At 67.2% G+C, this 18,378-nt stretch carries 11 protein-coding genes; 7 read left to right on the forward strand and 4 right to left on the reverse strand.

Annotation, left to right across the window (positions count from 1 at the left end):
• Positions 1–59 precede the first annotated feature (59 nt).
• Positions 60–1,412: a UDP-N-acetyl-alpha-D-muramoyl-L-alanyl-L-glutamate epimerase gene (murL, locus tag AC5P7E_RS09985; protein WP_114618516.1), complete on the forward strand. Its 1,353-nt coding sequence runs from the start codon at positions 60–62 to the stop codon at positions 1,410–1,412.
• Positions 1,393–2,802 (forward strand): UDP-N-acetylmuramoyl-L-alanine--D-glutamate ligase, encoded by a 1,410-nt coding sequence (murD, locus tag AC5P7E_RS09990; RefSeq protein WP_114618517.1) that lies wholly within the window; start codon positions 1,393–1,395, stop codon positions 2,800–2,802. Before murL ends, murD begins: the two co-directional genes overlap by 20 nt.
• A gap of 94 nt (positions 2,803–2,896) precedes the next feature.
• Here murD and AC5P7E_RS09995 read toward each other — a convergent pair whose 3' ends face one another.
• Positions 2,897–3,490 carry an SMI1/KNR4 family protein gene (locus tag AC5P7E_RS09995; RefSeq protein WP_012479376.1) on the reverse strand — a complete coding sequence of 198 codons (594 nt, stop codon included), beginning with the start codon at positions 3,488–3,490 and terminating at the stop codon, positions 2,897–2,899.
• A gap of 132 nt (positions 3,491–3,622) precedes the next feature.
• Between AC5P7E_RS09995 and AC5P7E_RS10000 the strand changes: the two genes are divergently transcribed.
• Complete coding sequence (locus AC5P7E_RS10000; protein ID WP_049459141.1) at positions 3,623–4,414, forward strand: dienelactone hydrolase family protein; 792 nt, start codon at positions 3,623–3,625, stop codon at positions 4,412–4,414.
• 188 nt (positions 4,415–4,602) lie between these two features.
• On the opposite strand, the gene AC5P7E_RS10005 is transcribed toward AC5P7E_RS10000, so the two are convergent.
• Positions 4,603–5,601 carry a polyprenyl synthetase family protein gene (locus AC5P7E_RS10005; protein WP_005408451.1) on the reverse strand — a complete coding sequence of 333 codons (999 nt, stop codon included), beginning with the start codon at positions 5,599–5,601 and terminating at the stop codon, positions 4,603–4,605.
• Between the two features lie 214 nt (positions 5,602–5,815).
• On the opposite strand from AC5P7E_RS10005, the gene AC5P7E_RS10010 reads away from it, so the two are divergent.
• On the forward strand, positions 5,816–7,429 hold the full coding sequence (locus tag AC5P7E_RS10010) for an alpha-glucosidase (RefSeq protein ID WP_114618518.1): 1,614 nt from the start codon (positions 5,816–5,818) through the stop codon (positions 7,427–7,429).
• A gap of 205 nt (positions 7,430–7,634) precedes the next feature.
• Here the strand turns inward: AC5P7E_RS10010 and AC5P7E_RS10015 are convergent, their stop codons facing one another.
• Positions 7,635–10,391 carry a TonB-dependent receptor gene (locus AC5P7E_RS10015; protein WP_162792531.1) on the reverse strand — a complete coding sequence of 919 codons (2,757 nt, stop codon included), beginning with the start codon at positions 10,389–10,391 and terminating at the stop codon, positions 7,635–7,637.
• A gap of 251 nt (positions 10,392–10,642) precedes the next feature.
• Entirely contained in the window at positions 10,643–12,694 is a 2,052-nt protein-coding gene (locus tag AC5P7E_RS10020) for a glycoside hydrolase family 97 protein (protein WP_114618519.1), read from the reverse strand.
• A gap of 237 nt (positions 12,695–12,931) precedes the next feature.
• On the opposite strand from AC5P7E_RS10020, the gene AC5P7E_RS10025 reads away from it, so the two are divergent.
• From AC5P7E_RS10025 to AC5P7E_RS10035, 3 genes are read left to right on the forward strand one after another with little or no spacing between them, the layout of a single operon-like run.
• On the forward strand, positions 12,932–15,124 hold the full coding sequence (locus AC5P7E_RS10025; RefSeq protein ID WP_114618520.1) for a glucosidase family protein: 2,193 nt from the start codon (positions 12,932–12,934) through the stop codon (positions 15,122–15,124).
• Positions 15,121–16,608 carry an MFS transporter gene (locus AC5P7E_RS10030; RefSeq protein WP_114618521.1) on the forward strand — a complete coding sequence of 496 codons (1,488 nt, stop codon included), beginning with the start codon at positions 15,121–15,123 and terminating at the stop codon, positions 16,606–16,608. Before AC5P7E_RS10025 ends, AC5P7E_RS10030 begins: the two co-directional genes overlap by 4 nt.
• Entirely contained in the window at positions 16,608–18,323 is a 1,716-nt protein-coding gene (locus tag AC5P7E_RS10035) for an alpha-amylase family glycosyl hydrolase (protein ID WP_114618522.1), read from the forward strand. The genes AC5P7E_RS10030 and AC5P7E_RS10035 overlap by 1 nt, the downstream gene beginning before the upstream one ends.
• Positions 18,324–18,378 lie beyond the last annotated feature (55 nt).

Here is an 18,378-nt window from a genome sequence, read left to right on the forward strand (position 1 = left end):
CACCCGCCCACCGACACGCCGCGCGCCATCGCGCGGGCCCGTGCCTGACCGGATACACCATGACTGCTTTCGACAAACACCAGGTTTCCCGCTTCCGCTTCGTCCGCTGCGAATTCGCCGCGGAGACCGGCGTGGCCGAGCTGGTCTATGCCTTTGATGACGGCCCGGAGATGGTGGAAACCATCGCCGTGCCGGGCGCCCCTTTCGTGCTGGACGAGGCGCGTGCCGCCGCCGTGCAGCGTGCGCTGCAGCTGCTGCACCTGATCGCCGGTGTCAGCTACTACAAGGCGGGCGTGCCGGAGACGGTCAGCATCGACAGCTACAGCATCGATGCCGATACCGCCGCACTGGTGGAGACCATTTACCTCAACGGCCTGGGCGAATTCGCCTACCGCAATGGCCTGAACCTGCGCGGCCGCTTCCGGTTGCCGGTGCAGGGCGAGGCCGTGCAGGCGCCGTCGCTGGGCCTGCAGCCGCACGCGCTGGTGGCCATCGGCGGCGGCAAGGATTCGCTGGTCAGCATCGAAGCGCTGCGCCGTGCCGGCGTGGACGAGACCGTGACCTGGATCGGTGGCTCGCAGCTGATCCGTGCGTGCGCCGAGCGCACCGGCCTGCCGACATTGAACCTGGGCCGCACGCTGGCACCTGAACTGTTCGAGTTGAATCGCCAGGGCGCATGGAACGGCCATATCCCGGTGACGGTGGTGAACTCGGCGATCATGGTGCTGGCCGCGTTGCTGCACGGCGTGGACCAGGTGGTGTTCTCCAACGAGCGCTCGGCCAGCTACGGCAGCCAGATTCCAGGCACCGGCGAAGTGAATCATCAGTGGTCCAAGGGCTGGGCCTGCGAGCAGGCGTTCGGCAGCCATGTGCAGAAGCACGTGGCGGCGGACCTGCAGTACTACTCGCTGCTGCGCCCGATGTCCGAGCTGGCGGTGGCCCGCCAGTTCGCCAAGAGTGACTTCTACGACGCGCATTTCTCCAGCTGCAACCGCAACTTCCACATCCTCGGCGAGCGCCCGGTGAACCGCTGGTGCGGCGTCTGCCCGAAGTGCCATTTCGTGTTCCTGGCACTGGCCCCGTTCATGCCCAAGACGCGCCTGGTGCGCATCTTCGGCCGCAACCTGCTGGATGATGCCGAGCAGGCCGGTGGCTTCGATGCGCTGCTGGAATTCCAGGACCACAAGCCGTTCGAGTGCGTGGGCGAAGGCCGCGAATCGCGTGCGGCGATGGCGACCCTGGCGCAACGCCCGGAGTGGAAGGAAGACGTGCTGGTGAAGCGCTTCTGCAACGAGATCCAGCCGCAGCTGGATGCCGCCGAACTGGAACTGGCACCGCTGCTGCAGCTGCAGGGCGAGCACCGCGTTCCGGCTGCGCTGTGGGAACGGGTGCGTGAAGATTTCGAAGCTTGAAGGAAAGCGCGTTGCGCTGTGGGGCTGGGGCCGTGAGGGCCGCGCCGCGTTTGCGGTGCTGCGTGAGCGCCTGCCCTCGCTGCCGCTGAGCCTGTTCTGCCCGGCGGCCGAAGTCGAGGCCGCGCGTGCGGAAACGCAGGGCGTGCTGGACGTGCGTGGTGAGCCTTCCGCTGAAGCGCTGGCCGCGTTTGACGTGGTGATCAAGTCTCCCGGCATCAGCCCCTACCAGCCAATCGCGTTGGCGGCGGAAGGGCAGGGCACCCGCTTCATTGGTGGCACCGCGCTGTGGTTCGCCGAACACGCGGCCGACGATGGCATCGTGCACGACACCGTGTGCGTGACCGGTACCAAGGGCAAGAGCACCACCACCGCGCTGGTCGCGCACCTGCTGCGTGCCGCCGGCCACCGTACCGGCCTGGTCGGCAACATCGGCCTGCCGCTGCTGGAAGTGCTGGACCCGCAGCCCGCGCCTGAGTACTGGGCGGTGGAACTGTCCAGCTACCAGACCGGCGAAGTGGCACGCAGTGGCGCCCGCCCGCAGGTGGCGGTGGTGCTGAACCTGTTCCCGGAACACCTGGACTGGCACGGCAGCGAACAGCGTTACATCGACGACAAACTGCGGCTGGTGACTGAAGCCGCACCGCGCATCGCCGTGCTCAATGCCGCCGATCCGCACCTGGCCGCGCTGTCGCTGCCCGACAGCGAAGTGGTCTGGTTCAACCAGCTGCAGGGCTGGCACATGCGCGGCGACATCGTGCATCGCGGTGAGCAGGCCGTGTTTGATACCCGCAACACGCCGCTGCCGGGCCGCCACAACCGTGGCAACCTGTGTGCGGTGCTGGCCGCGCTGGAAGCGCTGGGGCTGGATGCCGCGGCGCTTGCGCCGGCGGTGCAGGACTTCCGTCCGCTGCCCAACCGCCTGCAGCGCATCGGCGTGGCCGATGGCCTGACCTACGTCAACGATTCGATCAGCACCACGCCGCATGCCAGCCTGGCTGCGCTGGAGTGCTTCGCCGGCCAGCGCATCGCGCTGCTGGTGGGCGGGCACGACCGTGGCCTGGACTGGACCGATTTCATGCAGCACATGGCGCACGACGTGCCGCCGGTGGAGATCGTGACCATGGGCAGCAACGGCCCGCGCATCCACGCCATGCTGCAGCCGCTGGCCGATGCCGGTCGCTTCGGTCTGCATGCTGCGGGCGATCTTGCCGAGGCGATGGTGCTGGCGCGTACTGCGCTGGGTGAGCAGGGTGGGGTGGTGCTGCTGTCGCCGGGCGCACCGAGCTTTGGTGCGTACCGCGATTACGTGGCGCGTGGCCGTCATTTCGCCGAGCTGGCCGGATTCGACCCGGACAGCATCAGCGCGATTCCGGGGTTGGGCATCGCCTGAGGGGTCGGATCCCTTTCCGCAGGAAAGGGCTCTGACCCCAACGGGATTCTGGCCGGCAACCCTCCGGAGAAATTCATCCACGCATGGCGTGGATCTACTGCTCCTCGTCGATGAACGCGTAGCCGCCGTCGATCAATTGCTGCAGATACGCATCGAAGCTGGGCGCGATCACCGCATAGCTGTCCGGGTCGTGCAGGTAGCGCACCACCTGGCCGACCGTGCCGCCCGGTGCGGGGTTGAAATCCAGGTAAAGCATCGACGTGCCGCCGTTGTTCATGCAGTGCGAGAAGCACAGGCGGCGGTTCATCGGCAGATCCGCGTCGATGCCTTCACCCAGAATCTCCGGCTCGTCATCCAGCCACTCTTCGTAGATGGAACGGATGCTGTCGTCCCATTGCTGCTGGTCCTCGAAGATCTGCGCGACCGAGCGCAGGTAGTACGGATAGCCGCCGTCTTCCACGTCCGACCCGAGCATCAGCACGCAGACCCCGCCGCCGGGGTACTCGCGGAAGTGGGTGCCATCGACGCGGGACAACAGTTCCACCAGGCTGTCAGGCACCTGCGGCCATTGCATGCGCAGGCGCTGCAGGTCTTCTGCGCTGGCGCCCTGGACGTGAGCCCATTGCGGGGCATCGTCGGCGGGCAGGCGTGGGATCAGGCCAGACAGAAAGCGGTCAACAAGGTTCATGCGAAAAAGGGGACGGAGGGGATTAAGTCGTATCCAACCACACCTGCGTCACGTCGCCAATGCAGAATGCGACGCGGGAGGGGCGAATACGGCTTAATCCCCTCCGTCCCCTTTTTCTCGCGGAGCAGGCGCATGAACCGATGGCGTTGTGGTGTGGCGATGGTGCTCGGCCTGGCGGCGATGCCGGCGTGGGCGGCAATGAAGACGCAGCCGGTGGAGTGGAAACACCAGGGCACGACTTTCAGTGGCGTGCTGGTCTATGACGACGGCGACAACGACAAGCGCCCTGGCCTGGTGATGGTGCCGAACTGGAAGGGTGTGAACGAGTCGGCCATCGAGAAGGCCAAGCAGCTGGCGGGCGATGATTACGTGGTGCTGGTGGCCGATGTGTACGGCAAGGGCGTGCGGCCGAAGACCGATGCCGAGGCCGGGCCGGTGGCGACCAAGCTGCGCAACGACCGGCCGTTGCTGCGGGCACGTGCGCTGGAAGCGGTGAACGTGCTCAAGGCGCAGGCCGGCAGGGTGCCGCTCGATGCCAGCCGGATCGGTGCGGTGGGCTTCTGCTTTGGCGGCACCACGGTGCTGGAACTGGCCCGTGCCGGTGCGCCGTTGGCCGGTGTGGTCAGCCTGCACGGTGGGTTGGGTTCACCGCTGCCGGCGCAGGCCGGTGGCAGTCACCCTTCGGTGCTGGTGCTCAATGGTGCCGACGACAGGAGCGTGACCGCCGAGGATATCGCCGGTTTCCAGAGGGAAATGAACGCGGCCAAGGTCGACTGGGAGTTCACCAACTACAGCGGGGCGGTGCACTGCTTCGCCGAGCGCGATGCCAACAGCCCGCCGGGGTGCCAGTACAACGAGCGGGCGGCCAAGCGCGCGTGGAAGGCGCTGGATGAGTTCTTCGAGGAGCGCTTCGAGAAACGTTGATCCGCGCAGCGGTAGTGCCGGCCGCTGGCCGGCAACCTCATGATGCTGCGGATGTCATCGGGAATGCCGGCCAGCGGCCGGCACTACCGGATGCGGTCAATGCGGGCGTTCCCGTGCCGACCAACGGTCGGCACCCACCGGAATGCCGGTGGGTGGGTGCCGACCGTTGGTCGGCATACCTCAACCCATCAATGCGAACGCTGCACCGCGTAACGCGCCAGGCCACGCAGGGCCGCCACGGCGTCGTTGTCGCCCAGACCATCGAGCGCACGCTCGGCGGCTTCGGCATATTCCTCGGCACGCGCGCGGCTGTACTCCAGGCCGCCGGTAGCACGGATCGCGGCCAGCACTTCCGGCATCGCCGAAGCGTCGCCGTCCTGCACGATGGTGCGCAGGCGTTCGCGGGTGGCGTCGTCGGAGTGGGCCATCGCGTGGATCAGCGGCAGCGTGGCCTTGCCCTCGGCGAGGTCGTCGCCCAGGTTCTTGCCCAGTTCCTCGGCATTGGCCGAGTAGTCCAGCACGTCGTCGGCGATCTGGAACGCGTAGCCCAGGTGCATGCCGTAGTCGAACAGGGCCTGCTGGGTGGCTTCGTCCACGCCGCTGGCCAGCGCACCCAGGCGGGTGCCGGCGGCGAACAGCACCGCGGTCTTGCGCTCGATCACGCGCAGGTAGGCGGCTTCGTCGGTATCCGGGTTGTGCACGTGCAGCAGCTGCAGCACTTCACCCTCGGCGATGCGGTTGGTGGCGTCGGCCAGGATCTGCATCACCGGCATGCGCTCCAGCTCGACCATCAGCTGGAAGCTGCGCGAGTACAGGAAGTCGCCGACCAGCACGCTGGGCGCGTTGCCCCACAGCGCGTTGGCGGTGCTGCGGCCACGGCGCAGGCTGGATTCGTCCACCACGTCATCGTGCAGCAGGGTCGAGGTATGGATGAACTCGATGATCGCCGCCAACTGGTGGTGCTCCGGACCGGCCTGGCCGACCGCGTGGCCGGCCAGCATCACCAGCATCGGGCGCAGGCGCTTGCCGCCGGCGGAAATGATGTGGTCGGCAATCTGGTTGATCAGCACGACGTCCGAAGACAGCCGGCGCCGGATCAGGGCGTCGACGGCGGCCATGTCGGCCGCGGCAAGCGACTGGATCTGGGGCAGGCCCAGGGCGGGACGGGTGTCTTCGGTGATGGTCATGCGATCAGGCTTTCAGGCTCACCACCGATTATAGGCGCTGGCCGTGAATTCGGGCGCAAACGGGGCTGGCCGGCGTTCCCGGCCCCGCAAACGCTGCCGCCTGCGTGAATACGTATGCAGGTTGCGCCATGCCCGCGAGGCCGCCGCTAAGCTTGCCGGAACAGGATTTCGGCCCGCTTCTGGCGGGTCCCGCATGCCCGGAGGGGGGCTGTCGATGTCGCACTATCCATGGTGGCGCGGAGCCGTCATCTACCAGATCTACCCGCGCAGCTACCTCGATGCCAACGGCGATGGCGTGGGCGACCTGCCGGGCATCATCCAGCGCCTGGACCATATTGCCGCGCTGGGCGTGGACGCGATCTGGATCTCGCCGTTCTTCAAGTCGCCGATGGCCGACTTCGGCTACGACATCGCCGACTATCGCGACGTCGACCCGCTGTTCGGCAGCCTGGACGACTTCGACCGCCTGCTGGCCAAGGCGCACGACCTGGGCCTGAAGGTGATGATCGACCAGGTGTTGAGCCATACCTCGATCGAGCACGCCTGGTTCCGCGAGAGCCGCCAGGACCGCAGCAATCCGAAGGCCGACTGGTACGTCTGGGCCGACCCGCGCGAGGACGGCACCCCGCCCAACAACTGGCTGTCGCTGTTCGGCGGCGGCGCCTGGCAGTGGGAACCGCGCCGTGAGCAGTACTACCTGCACAACTTCCTGGTCGACCAGCCGGACCTGAACTTCCACAACCCGGACGTGCAGCAGGCCACCCTGGACAATGTGCGGTTCTGGCTGGACCGCGGCGTGGACGGCTTCCGCCTGGATGCGATCAACTTCTGCTTCCACGACGCGCAGCTGCGCGATAACCCGCCCAAGCCGGCGGACAAGCGCGTGGGCCGCGGCTTCAGTCCGGACAACCCGTACGCCTACCAGTACCACTTCTACAACAACACCCAACCGGAGAACCTGCCATTCCTGGAGCAGCTGCGCGCGCTGCTGGATGAGTATCCGGGCGCGGTGAGCCTGGGCGAGATCTCGTCGGAAGACTCGCTGGCCACCACCGCCGAGTACACCCAGGACGGCCGCCTGCACATGGGCTACAGCTTCGAGCTGCTGGTGGACGACTACAGCGCGGCCTACATCCGCGACACGGTTTCGCGGCTGGAAGCGGCGATGACCGAAGGCTGGCCGTGCTGGGCGGTTTCGAATCACGATGTGGAACGCGCGGTCAGCCGCTGGGGCGGCTATCCGGCCGATCCGCGCCTGGCGCGGATGCTGGTGGTGATGCTGTGCTCGCTGCGCGGCTCGGTGTGCCTGTACCAGGGCGAGGAGCTGGGCCTGGCCGAGGCCGAGGTGCCGTTCGAGGCGCTGCAGGACCCGTATGGCATCACCTTCTGGCCGAATTTCAAGGGCCGCGACGGTTGCCGCACCCCGCTGCCGTGGACCGACGCTCCGCTGGCTGGCTTTACCTCCGGCACGCCCTGGCTGCCGATCCCGGCCGAGCACCGGGCGGCGGCGGTGGCCGTGCAGGAGCGCGACCCGCACTCGGTCCTGGCGGCGTTCCGCGCCTTCCTGGCCTGGCGGCGTAGCCAGCCGGCGCTCCTGCATGGCAGCATCCGGTTCATCGAAAGCGCCGAGCCAGTGCTGCTGTTCGAGCGTATGCTTGCAGATGAAACCCTCCTGCTGGCCTTCAACCTGTCGGCCGAGGCGGTGAGTCATCCGCTGCCGCCGGGCAACTGGCAGCAGGTGGCGGTACCGGGCCCGGATGCGGGCACGGTGCAGGGCAATGAACTCCAGCTGCCGCCGCGTGCGGTGTATTGCGCCCGACGCAGCTGACCGTTTTCTCCGGTGGCGGTACTTGCGGGGACGGGGCCGAAGCGCCCCGTCCCTTTTTTGTGGGTGGGATTGCGGTGAAGGGCATTCGCGCAAAAGAAAACCCGCTGCCTGCGCAGCGGGTTTCCGGTCCTGCTCCCTGTTTTCTGTTGCCGGCCAGCGGCCGGCACTACCGAGTCCGGGGCGCCGGGCAGGGCCCGGCGCGACCTCAGAACTTGTAGTTCACGCCCAGCATGTAGGTGCGACCCCATTCGATGTACTCCAGCGGGCGGTCCTTGCTGCCGGCGTAGGTGCGGTACGGCTCGTTGGTCAGGTTGCTGCCCTGCAGCAGCAGGGTCAGCCCCCGCAGGGCGCTGCTGTCGCTGAAGGTGTAGCTGACCTGCGCGTCGGTCACGTTTTCGCCCACCACGTAGCGCAGGCTGCGATTGCCGTTGAAATTGCCGATCTCACCGATGAAGTCCGAACGTCGGCGCTGGCTCACGCGTGCTTCAAAGCCGCTGCGCTCGTAATAGGCGGTGAAGTTGTACACGCGCTTGGACAGACCCGGCAGGCTGATCGGGTCACTGCCTACGCTGGACGCGCTTTCCGGATCCAGGATGGTGATGTCGCTCTTGTTGAAGGTCGCGCTGGCCTGCACGCCGAAGCCACGCAGGCTGTCGGTCAGCATGTCCAGCGGGAACGATGCGGTCAGCTCCAGGCCCTTCAGCGTGCCGCCCTTGCCGTTCTGCGGCGCGGAGAAGGTGCCGGTGGTCAGCACCGGTGCGGTCATGCCCGGCGGCGGTACGTAGCTGCCCAGCAGCGCGGTGAAGTCGTAGTTGTCCACCGACTGGGTGTAGACGTAGCTCTTCAGGTCCTTGTAGAAGATCGCGGCGGCCACGTAGGCCTTCTCGCCGAAGTACTTCTCATAGGACAGATCCAGCGCGGTGGCACGCCATGGGTCCAGCAGCGGATTGCCGCCACTGCCGCCGGGGCGGCCAGTGCCGGTGTCCACGCCGAACTCCAGGCCGGCACGCATCTGGTCCACGCGCGGCCGCGCAACCTGCTTGGCGGCGGCAAAGCGCAGCGTCTGCTGGTGCGGGAACATGAAGGCCAGGTTCAAGCTCGGCAGCCAGTCGTTGTACTTGCGGCCTGCGGAGTAGGGCTGGATGTTGCTGCCAGCCGGCTGCGAGCTGTCCCAGTAGCGCGAATCCGAGCTCTGGTCGGTGTGCTGCATCTGCACGCCGATGTTGCCGCGCACGCCGACCACGCCGATGTCGGTGTTGATGTTCAGGCGCGCCCACGCGGTGGTGATCTTTTCCTGCACCGTCCACGACTTGGGAATCAGGTAGTCCAGGTTGTCGACCGGGTTGAAGGTCATGTAGCGACCGACCGCGGCCGGCACGTTCCAGGCCGGGATGGTGCCGAGGCCGGCGAAGCTCAGGTCGACCGGGCGGTACTGCAGGTCCGAGGCGATGTTGGCATCGCCCTGTGCACCGAGCAGGATGTTGCCTTCGGACTGGGTCTTCACCTTGCGGCGGTCGGCATAGTTCACGCCGATGTCGAGGTCTGGCGCCCACGAGGCAATGGCCTCGGGCAGCGCAATCGTGGCGGCCAGCTTGCCGCCCTTCAGGCGGTCTTCCACCTGCGGCACCTTGCCGTAGCCGGAACCGTAGATGGTGTTGGTCAGGAACAGCGCGTCGGGATTGGAGTAGTTCAGGCCCGGGTTGATCTGCGAGAAGCCGTTCTGGCGGATCGACACGCCGACCGTGTCCAGCTGCGGCATCGGGGTCAGCTGCAGGTTGTTTTCCAGGTTCAGCTCAGCGCGCGTGGCTTTGGAGTAGTTCAGGTCGGCGACCAGCTTGACGCCGCCGAAGTTGAACTCGTTGTTCCAGCCGAACGCATCGATCTTGTCCTTGCGCTTGTTGTACATGCCGCGCACCAGCGGATACACGCCACTGGCGGTGCCGCCGGTGAACGAGCCGTTGGCGTTGATCTGCGGGTTGCTGACCAGCAGGCCCGGGGTGTAGTTGCCGTTGTAGTTGCTGAGGTTCAGCTCGAACTGGTTGGCGGTGTCGATCTGCTCGGCTTCGGTGTGGAACGCATCGAAGGTGCTGGTCCAGCTGTTGTTCGGCCGGAACTGGATCGTGGCCATCACGCCGTCGCGCTTGTTGTTGCCGGTGCGGCGCAGCGCCTTGATGCCATCGGAGAAGTAGGTGCCGGCGCCCACGCCCGGGCGCTCGCCCTTGTCGGTGTGTTCGGTGGTCCACGGTTCGTACAGGCCGACCTGGTTCTCCTGGATCGGCATGTCGCTGTGCGCGTAGCCGATGGCAATGCCCAGGGTCTTGTCCAGGAACTGGTCGATGTAGCTGGCGCTGAAGCGGTTGCCGTACGGATCGACGTTGGCGGCGCGGCCCAGCGAACTCTTCTGGTAGCGGCCGCTGACCGCGATCACGCGCTCGCCAAAGCTGAGCGGGCGGGCAGTCTGCATGTCGATGGTGCCCGACAGGCCCTGGCCGACCAGCGCCGCGTCCGGGGTCTTGTAGACGGTCACGCCGTTGACCAGCTCGGACGGGTACTGGTCGAACTCGACACCGCGGTTGTCGCCGGTGCTGACCACTTCACGGCCATTGAGCAGGGTGGTGGCGAAGTCCGGCGACAGGCCGCGCACGCTGATCACCTGCGCACGGCCGGCCACGCGCTGGGCGGCCAGGCCGGGCAGGCGCGAGATGGATTCGGCGATGCTGACGTCGGGCAGCTTGCCGATGTCTTCGGCGGAAATCGCCTCGACCACCGAAGTGGCGTCCTGCTTGACCGCGATCGCGCTCTCGATGCCGCGGCGGATGCCGGTGACCTGCACCGTATCCAGGTTGGTGGCGGCGGTGGCGGCCGGCGTGGTGGTGCTCTGCGTGGACTGTGCCGACGCCAGCGTCGGCGCCAGCACAACGGCCAGCGCGAGACTCAGCGCACTGCGCTTGTGGTTCAACATTTTCCCCTCCCAGGCAATGTTGCAGATCGATTTGTGAGCGTTCCGGCGGGGCCGTGAACGTGCGACGCGGTGGCCGCTGTCGTCGCCGCTATGGTAGGCAGCGCATTCTTCGCGGGAATCACCCTGCATACGTATTCAATGGCGTCTGCAGGGGTGTAATCGCTTTCAGATCCTGCTTGCGGTGGTGCCGGCCAGCGGCCGGCAATCACGTTCACCGGCTTGCCGGCCAGCGGCCGGCACTACCGGGGCATTCACAGCGGCGTGAAGCGAATGGCCTGCCCACCGCCCGGTGCCAGCACCAGCGTCAGTGCATCGGCACTGGTCACCTCGCGGGTTTCGCGTGCGAACGCGAACGGGTTTCTGCGGAAATCAGCGCCCTCGCCATCGCGGTAGATCTCGGCGCGATAGCGCACGCCGGGCTCCAGGAAGCCCAGTGACACCGGCAGCACGCGGCCGTGTTCGTCGGTGATGCTGCCGAGGAACCAGTCACGGCTGTTGCGGTCACGGCGCACGATCGTCACGTAGTCGCCCACTTCGCCATCGAGCACGCGGCTCTGCTCCCAGTCCACCGCCACGCCCTCGATGAAGCGGAATGCCTCGCGATGCTGCAGGTAGTGCTCGGGCAGGTCGGCGGCCATCTGGATCGGGCTGTACAGCACCACGTACAGCGCCAGCTGGCGGGCCAGCGTGCTGGGAATGGCCTGGCCGTGGCGGCCCTTCAGGCTGAGGATGCCGGGGGTGTAATCCATCGGCCCGGCCAGCATGCGGGTGAACACCAGGTTGACCTCGTGCTCCGGCGGGTTCGGCGGCTGGCCCCAGGCGTTGTACTCCATGCCGCGCGCGCCTTCGCGCGAGATCCAGTTGGGGTAGGTGCGGCGCAGGCCGGTGTCCTTGATCGGCTCATGCGGGTTCACCGACAGGTGCCGGCGCGCAGCCTCCTGCACCACCTTCAGGTGATGGCGGGCCATGAACTGCCCGTCGTGCCACTCGCGCCACAGCGGGCCCCCCGTGGGATTGCGGCGGTCGACCTGGCCATCGTCGCAGACGTAGCCGGTCTTGAACTGGTCCACGCCCAGCCGTGCGTACAGGTCCAGCGCGGCGCCCAGCTGCTCCTCGTAGTGCTCGATGGCGCAGCCGGTTTCGTGGTGCCCGATCAGGTGCACACCTTTCTTCAGGCCATACGCCGACAGCGCCTCGATGTCGAAATCGGGCGTGGCGCGGGTGAAATCGAAGTCGTAGCCATTGCCCACCCACATGCCGTCCCAGCCCGGGTTCCAGCCTTCCACCAGCACGCCACGGAAGCCGTGCGCGGCGGCGAAGTCGATCACCTTCTTCGTCTTGGCGGTGGTGGCAGCGTGCTTCCGCCCCGTAGCCCAGCTCTCGTTGTCCAGGTGCATCGACCACCACACGCCCACGTACTTGGCCGGCTTCACCCAGCTCACATCGCCCAGCGCATTGGGCTCGTTGAGGTTGAGGATCAGGTCCGATTCGACCAGGCCACCGGCGCGGTCTGCGATCTGCAGCGTGCGCCACGGCGTGGCGAAGGGCAGGGCACGACGCACCTTCCAGCCTTCGGCCGAGGGTGACAGCTGCGCGCGCAGGCGTTGCCCCTCGGTGCGCCGCAGCCACATGCCGGCGTAGTCCACCAGAGCGGCCTCGTGAATGGCCACATGCAGGCCATCGCGGCTGCGCACGGTCATCGGCGTATGCACCAGCGGCACCTCGCGCAGCGGGGTGCGCTGGTACAGATATTCGTAGTGGATCGGCTCGCCGGCGGGGATCCACCAGGCGGTGGATTCAGGCGCGATGGCGAACTCGGTCAGTTCGTCATCGATGATCGCCTCGTGCAGGTTCGGCTGTTCGGGGAATACATAGCGGAAGCCCAGGCCATCGTCGTAGGCGCGGAACACCACATCCAGCCGACGCTTGCTGCCGGTGGTTTCGGCCAGCTGCACGGTCAGCTCGTTGAAGTGGTTGCGGGTGAGCCGGCGCTCGCCCCACGGCTGCTCCCAGCTGTCGTCGACGCTGCGCCGCTGCTGGCCAAGCAGGGCGAAATCGCGGTCCAGGCGGCCGTCGCGCAGGGCGAAGCCGAGCCTCGAATCCTCCACCACGGGTTCGCCGAAACGCTCGACGCGGTAGCGGGCGGTGCCGCCGTCCAGCACCAGGCTGACCTTGAGCACCTTGCCGGGTGATTCGACGCTGACGACCTGTGGCGCGGCCTGCGCCAGCGTGGCCACGCCCAACAGGGCCAGGCCGAACATGTGCGCGAACAGCGCGCGTACAACCGTGTGTGGCATCGGCATTTCCCCTCCCAAGGCGCCGTTGGCAGACCCGGACCATAAGCCAGCGCAGCAGGCGCGCTACCGCGTGGCGCCATGAATACGTATGCAGCTGGACGCAGCCGACAGCCCCGCGTCTACCATGGGGCCAAGGCACCTTGAGGGAGGGGCCGCGCCCGCCCGCCGGCAACGACGGTGCGGACCTACAACGCGTGCAGAGAGGGAGGGAGGCCGACGGGCGCAAGCCGGTCCGCCGCTTCGATGCTGAAGATCATTTGCCTGACCGCTGCCCTGGGGGCAGCGCTGGGATCGACCGCGCAGGCGGCCGACCTGCAATTCGACGGCCGCCATGCGCGCGCCGAAGCCGCTGCCAACGGCGGCTTTGTTCTGCATGCGCCGAAGGGCGCAGTGCAGATCGCAGCCGCACCGATGCGCAGCCAGACCGGCAGCGTGATGTTCGACGCGTTGTTCGCGCTGGCCCAGCAGGAGATGGACCAGGACCGCGTGGACGCGATTCGCGATCCCGCGTTCGACGAAGGCCGACCGGTGCCGTGCGAGTGTTTCCAGACCGGCGCGCGCTGGCCCTATGTGTGGACCCGCGATGTCAGCTTCGCCGCCGATCTGGCGCTGGCGCGGCTGGACCCGGAGCGCACCCGGCAGTCGCTGCAGTTCAAGCTGTCGGCGGCGCGCGACGGGCACACGCCCGGCCTGTTCGTGGCGCAGGACACCGGTTCCGGTGGCAGCTGGCCGATCAGCAGCGATCGCGTTGTGTGGTTCCTGGCGGCACGTCATCTGCTGGAGGATCGCGCGTTTGCCGACCAGGTCTGGCAGGCGCTGCAGGGCACGCTGGCGCAGGACCGCGCGATGGTGTTCGACGCGCAGGTGGGCCTGTACCGTGGCGAGACCTCGTTCCTGGACTGGCGCGAGCAGACCTATCCGGACTGGACCCGCGAGGACGTGCGCTTCATCGGTGATTCCTACGCACTGTCCACCAACGTGCTGCACTACCAGGCATTGCGCCTGGCCGAACGCCTGGCCGGCCAGCACGGCGACGCCCGCGCGGCCGACTACAAGGCGTGGGCCGATGCGTTGGCGCAGCAGATCGATGCGCGCTTCTGGCGCGAGGATATCGGCCAGTACATGAGCTACATCGGCGAAGCCGCGCACCCGGTGCCGTACGCCAAGGTCGATCTGCTGGGCCTGTCGCTGGGTATCCTCGCCGGGGTGCTGCCGCCCGAGCGCGCGCGCCGTGCACTGGCTGCTTACCCGATGGGGCCAGCCGGCAGCCCCGTGGTCTGGCCGCAGGAAGCGCAGCAGCCGATCTACCACAACCGTGCGATCTGGCCGTTTGTCAGCGCCTACTCGCTGCGTGCGGCGCGGCAGCTGGACGATGCGCCGCGCATCGCCGCCGAGATCCGTTCGCTGATGCGGGGCGCCGCGCTGGCCGGTTCCAACATGGAGAATTACGAGCTGGTCAGCCAGGCCGTGCATGTCGAGGAAGGCGCGCTGAGCGGCCCGGTGGTCAACTCCGAACGCCAGCTGTGGTCGGTGGCCGGGTATCTGTCGATGGTGGTCGAAGGCGTGTTCGGCGTGCAGGACGATGGCCGCGTGCAGCCCAAGCTGCCGGCCGCGCTGGTGCCGGAACTGTTCGGCACGCAGCGCAGCATCAGCCTGGAAGTCACTGGCAAGCGCTATGTGCTGGAGCGTCCGCAGAGCGTGGGCGATGGCTTGCTGGTGGCGGGCAGGACCACCACGCGCGGCACGACCACCACGGTGCAGCTGGTGACTGCCCCGGCAGCAACAGGCTTCGCTGCTACGACTGCGGATGCCAACGCGCGTGCGCCCGCAACACCGGCGGCACCGCAGGCCCTGCGCAGGGGCACGGGTTGGAACGTTCCGGTGCAAGCCGGGCAGGTTCTGTGGAAGGACGGCAGGGCCGTCGTCGCCAGCAATGGCCAGGTGCAGATCAGCGACGATGGGCTGCAGCATTGCCTCAGCCTGACCCGACGCGAAGGCGCGTTGGAATCGCTGCACAGCCCAATGGTCTGCGTCGGTCCGCAGCAGGTGCTGAAGGGTGCGCAGCGCTGGCCGTTCACCTCGGCCAAGGCCGGGCAGGTTCGCCTGCGCCTGCAATATCGAAACCCGAACGGGCCGATCAACACCGGCGTCACTGCAGCGGTCAAGCAGCTGGTGCTGCAGTGCCCGGGCCAGCCGTTGCAGCGGCATACGGTCACTCTGCCGCACAGCATGGCCGTGCAGGACTCGACCTCGGCAACATTCACGGTGCCAAAGGGGCAATGCACGGTTGCGCTTGAAGAGGGCTTCAACATGAGCGCGCTTGAACATTTCGCGCACTACACCGGTGGCAAGGGCGGCCGCGAGGGCGTGCTCAACCAGGCCCAGGTGCAGGCGCTGACGGTGGCGCCGGTGGCGATGGAAGAGGGTGCACGATGAATCGTCCCGCCAAACCGCAGCTGTCGTTCTGGCAGATCTGGAACATGTGTTTCGGCTTCCTCGGCATCCAGTTCGGGTTCGCCCTGCAGAACGCCAACGCCAGCCGCATCTTCGAGACGCTGGGTGCGGACATCGACACGGTACCCGGGCTGTGGATTGCCGCGCCGCTGACCGGCCTGCTGGTGCAACCGGTGATCGGTTACCTGTCCGACCGCACCTGGACCCGCTGGGGTCGTCGTCGTCCGTACTTCATGATCGGTGCGGTGTTGACCACGCTGGCGCTGCTGGTGATGCCGAACTCGCCGACGCTGTGGATCGCGGCCGGCACGCTGTGGGTGCTGGATGCCTCGATCAACGTATCGATGGAGCCGTTCCGTGCCTTTGTCGGCGACCAGCTGGCGCCACGCCAGCGTCCGGCCGGCTACGCGATGCAGAGCTTCTTCATCGGCGTGGGCGCCATCGTCGCCAGCTTCCTGCCATTCATCCTGGCCCACTTCGGCGTTGCCAACACCGCGGCCGCCGGGGAAGTGCCCGACACTGTGCGCTATGCGTTCTACTTCGGCGCGGTGGTGCTGCTCGCGGCGATCACCTGGACGGTGGTCAGCACCCGCGAATATTCACCGGCGGAGCTGGCCGGGTTCGATGATGCCGAGCCACCGGAACATCACGCGGCGGCCGCGATCAACGGACCGGCTTCATGGACGCGGGTGACCCTGTGGCTTGGGTTGGGTGTGTTGTTGGCGCTGCTGATCACCTGGCGGCAAGGCGACAGGATGCTGTACGTGCTGGCCGGCCTGTGCGCCGGCTACGGCCTGCTGCTGGCGGCGGCGCGCGCGCTGCCGGCCACGCATATGCTGGCCGCCATCGTCGGCGACCTGCGCGCGATGCCGGTCACCATGCGCCGCCTGGCGTGGGTGCAGTTCTTCTCGTGGTTCGCGCTGTTCGCCATGTGGATCTACACCACCGCTGCGGTGGCCGGTACCCACTTCGGTTCGACCGATCCACAGTCGGCCGCCTACAACGAAGGTGCCAACTGGGTGGGCGTGCTGTTTGGCGCCTACAACGGCTTCGCTGCGCTGGCGGCGGTGCTGATTCCGCCGATGGTGCGTGCGATCGGCCTGCGCTGGAGCCACCTGGTCAACCTGTGGCTGGGCGGCGCCGGCCTGGTCTCGCTGATGTTCATCCGCGACCCGCACTGGCTGCTGCTGTCGATGGTGGGTGTGGGCTTTGCCTGGGCCTCGATCCTGTCGTTGCCGTATGCACTGCTGTCCGACAGCGTGCCGGCGTCGAAGATGGGTGTGTACATGGGCATCTTCAATTTCTTCATCGTGATTCCGCAGCTGGTGGCGGCCAGTGCGCTTGGCTTTGCCCTGCGCGCATGGCTGGGTGGCCAGCCGATGCATGTGCTGGTGCTGGGCGGCTGCAGCCTGTTCCTGGCCGGCCTGTGCGTGCTGCGGGTTCCGTCCCGTCCGGAGGTGGTGTGATGCGTGGTGTCCTGGCTGTTGCTGTTTCCCTTGCCCTGTTCGCCGGCCAGGCCGCGGCCGCGCCGCGCCCGGACTACGTCGGCACCACCGAGCCGTTCGCCAGCGATGCGGTGTACTTCGTGGTCACCGACCGCTTTGTCAACGGTGACCCGTCCAACGACCATCGTGACCAGGGTGGCGCGCACCGCACCTTCGATATCCCGGTGCCATGCCCGGACAAGGTGGACGGCAACATCGGCTACCTCGGCGGCGACTTCCGTGGCGTGCTCGACAATGCGCAGTACATCCGCAACCTGGGCTTCGGTGCGGTGTGGATCACGCCCATCGTCGACAACCCGGACGAGGCCTTTACCGGCAGCAAGCCGATCAGCTGTACCAGCACGCTGACCGATCGTGGCAAGACCGGTTACCACGGCTACTGGGGCATCAATTTCTACAAGCTCGACGAGCACCTGCCGAGCAGGGACCTGGACTTCGCCGGGCTGACCAAGGGCCTGCACGGTGCTGGCTTGAAGGTGGTGCTGGATATCGTGGGCAACCACGGTTCGCCGGCCTGGACCATGCCGACGCGGCAGCCGCAGTTCGGGCAGATCTTCGACAAGGACGGAAAACTGATTGCCGACCACCAGAACCTGCCGCCGCAGAAACTGGATCCGAAGCACAACCCGTTGCACGCGTTCTACAACAACATCGGTCCGGTCGACAGCAAGGACGGCTCGATCTTCGACGGCAACCTGGCCGAGCTGTCGGACTTCAACCAGGACAATCCGGCGGTGATGGACTACCTGGTCGGCGCCTACCTGCAGTGGACCGCGCAGGGCGTGGACGCGTTGCGCATCGACACCATCGGCTGGCTGCCGCACCCGTGGTGGCATGAATTCGTCAAGCGCATCCGCGCCGAGCATCCGGGCATGTTCATGTTCGGCGAAGCCTTCGACTACAACGCGGCGACCATCGCCGAGCACACCTGGCCCGCCAACGCGAACATGAGCGTGCTGGATTTCCCGTTGCGCGGCGCACTGGAGCAGACCTTCGGCACCGCCGGCAAGGGCTTCGAGACCCTGGCCGAGCCGCTGCACCTGAGCGGCGGACCGTACGCCAACCCGTACGAGCTGATGAGCTTCTACGACAACCACGACATGCCGCGCCTGCAGGCCAGCGACGATGGCTTCATCGATGCGCACAACTGGCTGTTCACCGCGCGCGGCATTCCGGTGGTCTATTACGGTTCGGAGACGGGCTTCATGCGTGGCCGTGCCGAGCATGCCGGCAATCGCGCCTACTTCGGCCAGCCGCGTGTGGATGCGGCGCCGAAGAGCCCGATCTTCGCGCCGCTGCAGCGTATCGCGCGACTGCGCGAAGTCACCCCGGCGCTGCAGCGCGGCCTGCAGGTGAATGAGCGCCTGCAGGGTGATGAGGCAGTGTTCTTCCGCGTGCTGCAGCATGGCGAGGTGGCGCAGACCGCGCTGGTGCTGCTGAACAAGGGTGACCAGACGAAGACCTTCAGCGTGACGCGCTTCGTTCAGGCCGGCCGCTGGCGTGATGCGCTGGACGGCGGTTCGTTGCAGGTGAACGGTCCGCTGAAGGCCGACGTGCCCGCGCACGGCGTGAAGGTCTACGTGCTGGATGCCGCCGTTCAGCAGCCGGCACTGCAAGCCGAGCTGGACAAGGCGATGGCCGACCAGAAGGCGCGGGACCAGCGTCTGGGGCGGTAGTGCCGGCCGCTGGCCGGCAGCCCCGGATTCCGGGTACCTGCAGATGCCGGCCAGC

The organism is Stenotrophomonas sp. YJH_SMC_25, assembly GCF_059369595.1.

Excerpts from the sequence above, each read along its gene's own strand:
- AC5P7E_RS10035 (WP_114618522.1), top strand. The coding sequence starts at position 16,608 with ATGCGTGGTGTCCTGGCTGTTGCTGTTTCCCTTGCCCTGTTCGCCGGC.
- AC5P7E_RS09995 (WP_012479376.1), bottom strand. The coding sequence starts at position 3,490 with ATGAACCTTGTTGACCGCTTTCTGTCTGGCCTGATCCCACGCCTGCCC.
- AC5P7E_RS10030 (WP_114618521.1), top strand. The coding sequence starts at position 15,121 with ATGAATCGTCCCGCCAAACCGCAGCTGTCGTTCTGGCAGATCTGGAAC.
- AC5P7E_RS10010 (WP_114618518.1), top strand. The coding sequence starts at position 5,816 with ATGTCGCACTATCCATGGTGGCGCGGAGCCGTCATCTACCAGATCTAC.
- AC5P7E_RS10015 (WP_162792531.1), bottom strand. The coding sequence starts at position 10,391 with ATGTTGAACCACAAGCGCAGTGCGCTGAGTCTCGCGCTGGCCGTTGTG.
- murL (WP_114618516.1), top strand. The coding sequence starts at position 60 with ATGACTGCTTTCGACAAACACCAGGTTTCCCGCTTCCGCTTCGTCCGC.
- AC5P7E_RS10020 (WP_114618519.1), bottom strand. The coding sequence starts at position 12,694 with ATGCCGATGCCACACACGGTTGTACGCGCGCTGTTCGCGCACATGTTC.
- AC5P7E_RS10005 (WP_005408451.1), bottom strand. The coding sequence starts at position 5,601 with ATGACCATCACCGAAGACACCCGTCCCGCCCTGGGCCTGCCCCAGATC.
- AC5P7E_RS10000 (WP_049459141.1), top strand. The coding sequence starts at position 3,623 with ATGAACCGATGGCGTTGTGGTGTGGCGATGGTGCTCGGCCTGGCGGCG.
- AC5P7E_RS10025 (WP_114618520.1), top strand. The coding sequence starts at position 12,932 with ATGCTGAAGATCATTTGCCTGACCGCTGCCCTGGGGGCAGCGCTGGGA.